We start from the raw sequence: 7920 nt of genomic DNA on the forward strand, positions 1-7920 counted from the left end.
GTGGACGGCGGATGGGCAGTTGGTGTTCGCGGGGCGTGCGGACGAGCAGGTGAAGATCCGCGGGTTCCGGGTGGAGCCCAGTGAGGTGCAGTCGGTGCTGGCCGCCCATGCCGGGCTGGTCCAGGTGGCCGTCGTCGCCGGGGAGGATGGTGCCGGCGGTAGGCGTCTTGTCGCCTATGTGGTGCCCGCTGACGTGGAGGCGGAGCCGGAGGGTCTGGCGGACGGGGTTCGGGAGTTCGCGGCGGAGCGGTTGCCGGGGTACATGGTGCCGTCGGCGGTGGTGGTGCTGGAGGCGTTGCCGCTCACGGCGAACGGCAAACTCGACCGCGAAGCACTGCCCGCGCCGGAGTTCGCAGCCGCAGCGGGCGTGGGCAGACAACCGTCCACAGTGCAGGAACAGATTCTGTGCGGGGAGTTCGCCCAGCTTCTCGGCCTGGAGAGCGTCGGTGTCGATGACGACTTCTTCGCACTGGGCGGTCATTCGCTGCTCGCCATGCGCCTGGTGAGCCGTGTGCGTGCGGTGCTGGGTGCGGACCTATCCTTGCGCGCACTGTTCGACGCACCGACACCGGCCGGAGTGGCCGCCCGACTGAACGGTGCGAACCCGGCGCGCCCCGCCCTCACACCTGCCAAGCGTCCAGAGCGACTCCCGCTTTCGTACGCGCAGCAAAGGCTTTGGTTCCTCGGCCAGTTGGAGGGACCCAGCGCAACCTACGCCCTCCCGACGACGCTGCGGCTGACCGGCGTCCTCGACCGCGAGGCCCTCGACGGCGCCCTGCGGGATGTGCTGGGCAGGCACGAGGTACTGCGCACCGTGTTCGAAGCGGCGGACGATGGTGAGCCCTACCAGCGCATCCTCTCCGTAGAAGAGACCGGTTTCGAGCTGCCGGTGGTGGAGATCGCGCCGGAGGACCTGAGCGGCGCGGTGGTCGAGGCCGCGAGCCGTGGCCTCGACTTGAGCGCTCAGATCCCGCTGCACGCCCACCTGTTCGCCTTAGCACCCAATGAGCACGTCCTGCTGGTGGTGGTTCACCACATCGCGGGCGACGGCTGGTCGAACGGCCCCCTGGCACGGGACCTGTCACTGGCCTACGCGGCGAGAACCGCGGGTCAGGTGCCGCAGTGGGAGCCGCTGCCGGTGCAGTACGCGGACTACGCGCTGTGGCAGCGGGAGCTGCTGGGTGCGCAAGACGATCCGCAGAGTCTGCTCTCCCAACAGGTCGCGTACTGGCGCCAGAAGCTCGAAGGCGTCCCTGAGGAGTTGGTGCTCCCGACCGACCGTCCCCGCCCGGCCGTCCCGTCCTACCAAGGACTTCGCGTATCGCTGGAGCTCCCGGCCGAGGTGCATGAACGGCTGGTCCTGGTGGCGCGAGAACGAGGCGTGACCCTGTTCATGCTGATGCAGGCGACTTTGGCCGTGACGCTGAACCGGCTGGGCGCGGGCACGGACCTTCTGATCGGGTCGGCGATCGCCGGCCGTACGGACAGGTCGTTGGACGACCTGGTCGGCTTCTTCGTGAATACCTTGGTTGTTCGAACCGATCTCTCCGGGAATCCGACGTTCGAGGAGGTCCTCGACCGGGTTCGAGAGGCAGGGTTGGGCGCGTTCGAGCATCAGGACGTGCCGTTCGAGCGACTGGTGGAAGAGCTGGCACCGGTCCGCTCGTTGTCCCGGCACCCGCTGTTCCAGGTGATGCTGACGGTCCAGAACACGGACTCGGCTGTCCTGGACCTGCCCGGCCTCACGGTTGAGGGAATGTCGGCAGGGTCGACGGCGGCAAGGTTCGACCTCGAGGTCTCCGTGGGGGAGAGATTCGACGCTCAGGGTGCTGCTGCGGGGCTGCAGGGCGTGCTCGTTGCGGCGACCGACCTGTTCGACGTGGAGACGGCGGAGCGGATCGCGGCCTACTGGGTCCGGGTTGCTGAGGCTCTGGCGGCCGATCCGCGCTCGAGCATCGGCGCGGTCGAAGTGCTGGAGGCGGGTGAACGGGACCGGCTCCTGACGGAGTGGAACGACACCGCCGTCGAGGTGGGATCCGCCACGCTGCCGGAACTGCTTGCGGCACAGGCGGCGCGTACGCCGGAGGCCTTGGCGTTGCTGTCAGGCGATGCCGAGGTGTCGTATGCCGAACTCGACGCGCGTGCGAACCAGCTGGCGCGGCTGCTGGTCGCACGCAGCATGGGCCCGGAGTCGGTGGTCGCGGTCTGCATGGAGCGCGGCATCGAGATGGTGGTGGCGCTCGCCGCTGTGCTGAAAGCGGGATGCGCCTATCTGCCGGTGGACCCGGAGTACCCGGCTGAGCGGATCACGGACATGATGGGCGACGCGGCCGTGCAGTGGGCGCTGACAACGGCTGCGGTCGCCGGAGTGCTGCCTGAGCATGTCGCGCGCATCACGGTGGATGACCCGGATGACGCGACGGACATCGAAGCGCAGCCGGCGCACGCGCCCGAGGTGGCACCTGCGCCGGAGAACCCTGTCTACGTGATCTTCACCTCGGGTTCGACCGGCCGCCCCAAGGGCGTGGCGATTCCCCACGCGGGAGTGGTCAATCGGCTCCAGTGGATGCAGGCTCGATATGGCCTGACGACGGAAGACCGGGTGCTGCAGAAGACACCGTTCGGGTTCGACGTATCGGTATGGGAGTTCTTCTGGCCGCTGCTCAACGGCGCAGCACTGGTCCTGGCCGAACCGGGCGGCCACCGGGATCCGGAGTACATCGCAGATCTCATACGCCAACGACGTGTGACGACAGCCCACTTCGTGCCATCGATGCTGGAAACCTTCCTGTCCGTACCCATGGCGGCCGACTGCACAACCCTGCGGCGCGTGATCTGCTCGGGTGAGGCGCTGTCCTTGCCCACCCAGGCACGGTTCTTCGAGCTCTATGACGACGTGGAACTGCACAACCTGTACGGACCCACCGAGGCGTCGGTCGACGTGACGGCCTGGGAGTGCCGCCCCGCCCAGACGGGAGGATCCGTACCGATCGGTGCCCCGATCGCGAACACCCAGGTGTACGTCCTGGACGCCTCGCTCAATCCGGTACCCACCGGGGTTGGCGGCGAACTGTACTTGGCCGGCGTGCAGTTGGCGCGAGGCTACGTCGGCCGTGGTGCCCTGACCGCGGAGCGGTTCGTGGCGTCCCCGTTCGGGGCCGGCGGGCGGATGTACCGCACCGGCGACCTGGCCAGATGGACGGCCTACGGGCAGCTGGAATACCTGGGTCGAGCGGACGAGCAGGTGAAGATCCGCGGATTCCGAGTCGAGCCGGGTGAAGTGGCTGCAGTGCTGTCGGCTTGCGCGGGAGTGGCGCAGGCCGTGGTGGTCACCAGGGAGGAGGAGCCTGGCGACAGACGTCTCGTCGCCTACGTGGTCCCGAGCGAAGACGCTGCCCACGAAGAACTGCCGGCGCGAATCCGGGATGCCGCGGCCGACCGGCTGCCTGAATACATGGTGCCTTCGGCTGTGGTGGTCCTGGACGAGCTGCCGCTCACGCTCAACGGCAAGCTGGACCGGAGAGCGCTGCCGGCTCCGAAATACGGGACGGCGGCAATGGACGCCGCCCGAACCCCGTCGACTCCGCAGGAGGAGATCCTCTGCGGGGTGTTCGCCCAGGTCCTCGGTCTGCCCGAAGTGGGCGTGGACGACGACTTCTTCGCGATGGGCGGACACTCACTGCTGGCGACCCGTTTGGTGAGCCGGGTGCGCGCGGTGCTGGGTGTGGAATTGCCGCTGCGGGCACTTTTCGACACGCCGACGCCGGCTGGAGTCGCTGCTCTCCTGACCGGGGCCGATTCCGCTCGCAGAGCGTTGGCGGCGAGAGTGCGTCCGGAGCGGATTCCTCTCTCGTACCCACAGCAACGCCTGTGGTTTCTTGAACAGTTGGCGGGGCCGAGCGCGACCTACAACATTTCGATGGCACTACGCCTTACCGGCCACTTGGACCGCGAGGCTCTTGAAGGGGCTCTGCGGGATGTGGTGGGCCGGCACGAAGTGCTGCGCACGGTGTTCGCGGGGGCGGCGGACGGCGAGCCGTATCAGCAGATACTCCGGGTCGAGGAGGTTGGGTTCGAGCTGCCGGTCCTCGAAGTCGCGCCCGACGAACTGACCGGTGCTATGGCCGAGGTGACGGGGCAAGGCTTCGAACTGGGAGCTGAGATTCCGTTGCGCGTCCGGCTGTTCGCGGTCGGCCCGGATGAGCATGTGTTGGTGCTCGTGGTGCATCACATTGCGAGTGATGGCTGGTCGAACGGCCCGCTGGCGAGGGACTTGTCGGCTGCGTATGCGGCGCGGTGTGCGGGGCGGGCTCCGGAGTGGGAGCCGTTGCCCGTGCAGTACGCGGACTATGCGCTGTGGCAGCGTGAGCTGCTGGGCACTGAGGACGACCCGGAGAGCGTGATCTCCCAGCAGATCGCTTACTGGCGTGCCGAACTGACAGGCATACCTGAAGAGTTGGATCTGCCATTCGACCGTCCACGACCGGCGGTGCCGTCTCACCTGGGCCACTCGGTGCGGCTGAGTGTTCCCGCAGATCTGCACGCACGGCTCCTCGAGCTGGCGCGGGAACGGGGCGTGACTCTGTTCATGCTGATGCAGTCCGCGTTGGCGGTGACGTTGTCGCGGCTCGGCGCCGGAGCCGATGTGCCCGTCGGCGCGGCGATTGCGGGCCGGACGGATGAGGCGCTGGACGACCTGGTCGGCTGCTTCGTCAACAGCCTGGTTCTGCGTACGGACCTGTCCGGGGATCCGACGTTCGCTGACCTGTTGGAGCGGGTGCGGGAGACGGGTCTTCGCGCGTTCGCGCATCAGGATGTGCCGTTCGAGCGGTTGGTGGAGGAGCTGGCTCCGGCCCGGTCCCTGGCCCGCCACCCGTTGTTCCAGGTCATCCTTACCTTCCAGGACACCATTTCGGTCACGGGTGCAGACTCCGCAGCGCCGCACGGGCTGACCGGCTTGCAGGCCAGCGGGATGCCTACGGAGCAGGTGGGGGCGAAGTTCGACCTTGCTCTGGCGGTTGGTGAGGAATTCGATCCGCAGGGCATCCCGGCGGGGATCGGCGGACTCGCCGTCGGTTCTGCGGATTTGTTTGAGGCGAGCACGGTGGAGAGGTTCGTCGGCTGTCTGGTGCGGGTGCTTGAGGCGTTGGTGGAGGATCCGTCGTCTCGGGTGGGTTCGGTGGATGTGTTGGGTCCGGGGGAGCGGGCCCGGGTGTTGGAGGAGTGGAACGACACCGGGGCTGCGGTGCCCGAGGTGATGGTGCCAGCGCTGTTCGCGGCGCAGGCGGCACGTACGCCGGGGGCCGTCGCTGTGGTTGCGGATGGTGTGTCGGTGTCGTTTGGGGAGTTGGAGGTTCGGGCGAATCGGCTGGCGCGTTATCTGGTTTCGCAGGGTGTGGGTGCGGAGTCTGTGGTGGGGTTGTGTCTGCCGCGGGGTGTGGAGTCGATCGCGGGGATTTTGGGGGTGTGGAAGGCGGGGGCCGCCTATCTGCCGCTCGATGCGGGGTTGCCGGCGGAGCGGATCGCGTTCCAGCTCGCGGACAGCGGCGCGGTCCTGACGGTGACGACCGAGGAGATCCTGGAGGATCTTCCGGCGGGGCGGCATCGGCTGGTCGCGGTGGACGGGGCACTGGTGGCGATGCAGCTGGCCGCCGCGCCGGAGACCGCGCCGGAGATCACGGTCGCTGCCGGCCAGTTGGCGTATGTGATCTATACGTCGGGTTCGACCGGCCGCCCCAAGGGGGTGGCCATCACACACGGCGCGCTGGCGAACTACGTCGCGACGGTTCCTGCCCGGCTGGGGTTGGGTGCGGCGGGTGGCCGGTATGCGGTGTTGCAGGGTCCGGCCACCGACCTCGGCAACACGGCGCTGTTCGCCAGTCTGACGACCGGTGGTGAGTTGCATCTGCTGGATGAGGAGGTGGTGACGGATCCGGGGGCGGTGGCCGGGTATCTGGCCGAGCAGCGGATCGACTATCTCAAGGCGGTGCCCTCCCATCTGGCCGCGCTTGCGGCGGCGGGCGGTGCGGGGGGTGTGGTGCCGACGGGATCGCTGGTGCTCGGTGGTGAAGCAGCCTCCCCGGCGCTGGTGCAGGAACTCCTGGCGGCGGCCGATGCGGCCGGTGGGTGTGGGGTGTTCAACCACTATGGGCCGACGGAGACCACGATCGGGGTGGCGACCACTCGGCTGACGGCGGAGGCCGTCGCCTCCGGGGTGATCCCGGTGGGTGCTCCGGTGGCGAACACCCGCTTCTACGTCCTGGACGACTGTCTTCAGCCGGTGGCGCCGGGTGTGGTGGGCGAACTCTACGTTGCCGGGGTTCAGGTGGCGCGCGGCTATGTGGGCCGGGCGGGGTTGACGGCGGAGCGGTTCGTGGCCTGCCCGTTCTCCTCGTCGGGTGGGCGGATGTATCGGACCGGGGACCGGGTGCGGTGGACGTCCGGTGGTGAGTTGGTGTTCGCGGGGCGGGCGGATGAGCAGGTGAAGATCCGTGGGTTCCGGGTGGAGCCGGGTGAGGTGCAGGCGGTGCTGGCCGCGCATCCGCAGCTCGCCCAGGCGGCCGTGGTCGCTCGTGAGGACGTGCCGGGGGATGTGCGCCTGGTCGCCTACGTGGTTGCGGCGGACGAGGACGCCGACCCGGGCGAGCTGGCCGCCTCGGTGCGCACGTTCGCCGCCGGGCGGCTGCCGGAGCACATGGTCCCCTCCGCGGTGGTCGTGCTGGAGGGGCTGCCGTTGACGGGCAACGGCAAGCTGGACCGCAAGGCCCTGCCCGCACCGGACTACGCAGCGGGCACTGCGGCCACGCGGCGCGAACCGTCCACTCCGCAGGAAGAGTTGCTGTGCCAGGCGTTCGCCGAGGTCCTCGGCCTGGACAGTGTCGGTGTCGACGATGACTTCTTTGAGCTTGGTGGGCATTCGCTGTTGGCGACGCGGTTGGTGAGTCGGGTGCGTGCGGTGCTGGGCGTTGAAGTGGAGATTCGGGCACTGTTCGAGTCGCCGACGCCGGCTGGACTGGCGGCGAAGTTGGCCGAGGCGGGGCAGGCACGTGCGGCGCTGGTGAAGGTTGAGCGTCCGGCCCGGGTGCCGTTGTCCTATGCGCAGCGACGGTTGTGGTTCATCGGGCAGTTGGAAGGGCCGAGCCAGACGTACAACAGCCCCGTTGCACTGAGTCTGACCGGGAAGTTGGACCGTCAGGCTCTGGCTGAGGCGCTCCGCGATGTCCTGGGGCGGCATGAGGCGCTTCGCACAGTGTTTCCCGTGGTCGACGGCGAGCCGTATCAGCGCGTTCTGGGCATGGACGAGCTCGTAATGGAGCTGACGGTGACCGAGGTCGCCTCTGCGGACTTGTCAGAGGCGGTGGCTCGGGCGACACAGCATGCGTTCGACCTGGCAGTTGAGATACCTGTGAGGGCCTCGTTGTTCGCAGTGGGCCCGGACGAGCACGTTTTTGCACTTGTGGTGCATCACATTGCGGGTGATGGCTGGTCGATGGGTCCGTTGGCGCGGGATTTGTCGATGGCGTATGAGGCGCGGTGTGGGGGTGGCGTTCCGGGGTGGGAGCCGTTGCCGGTGCAGTACGCGGATTATGCGTTGTGGCAGCGGGACCTGCTCGGTGCGGAGGAAGACCCAGGGAGCCTGCTCTCCCGGCAGATCGCTTACTGGCGAACTGAACTGGCGCGTGCTCCGGAGGAGTTGGGCCTGCCGTTTGATCGTGCGCGTCCTGTGGTGGCGAGTCATCGTGGGCATAGTGCTGGGTTTGTGGTGCCCCCGGGGGTGCATGCGCGGCTGTTGGAGTTGGCGCGGGAGCGGGGAGTGACGCTGTTTATGCTGATGCAGTCGGCGTTGGCGGTGACGTTGTCGCGGCTTGGTGCGGGTGTGGATATTCCGATCGGGTCGGCGATCGCGGGCCGGACGGATGA

General features: G+C 68.2%; 1 protein-coding gene. It reads left to right on the forward strand.

Annotated features, from left to right (window positions below; translation table 11 throughout):
- The coding region (locus ABZX30_RS37350; protein ID WP_355942678.1) for an amino acid adenylation domain-containing protein at positions 1-7920 on the forward strand (7920 nt) is incomplete at both ends.

Origin of the sequence: Streptomyces sp. NPDC004542, assembly GCF_040610035.1 — a bacterium.
GTDB lineage: Bacteria > Actinomycetota > Actinomycetes > Streptomycetales > Streptomycetaceae > Streptomyces.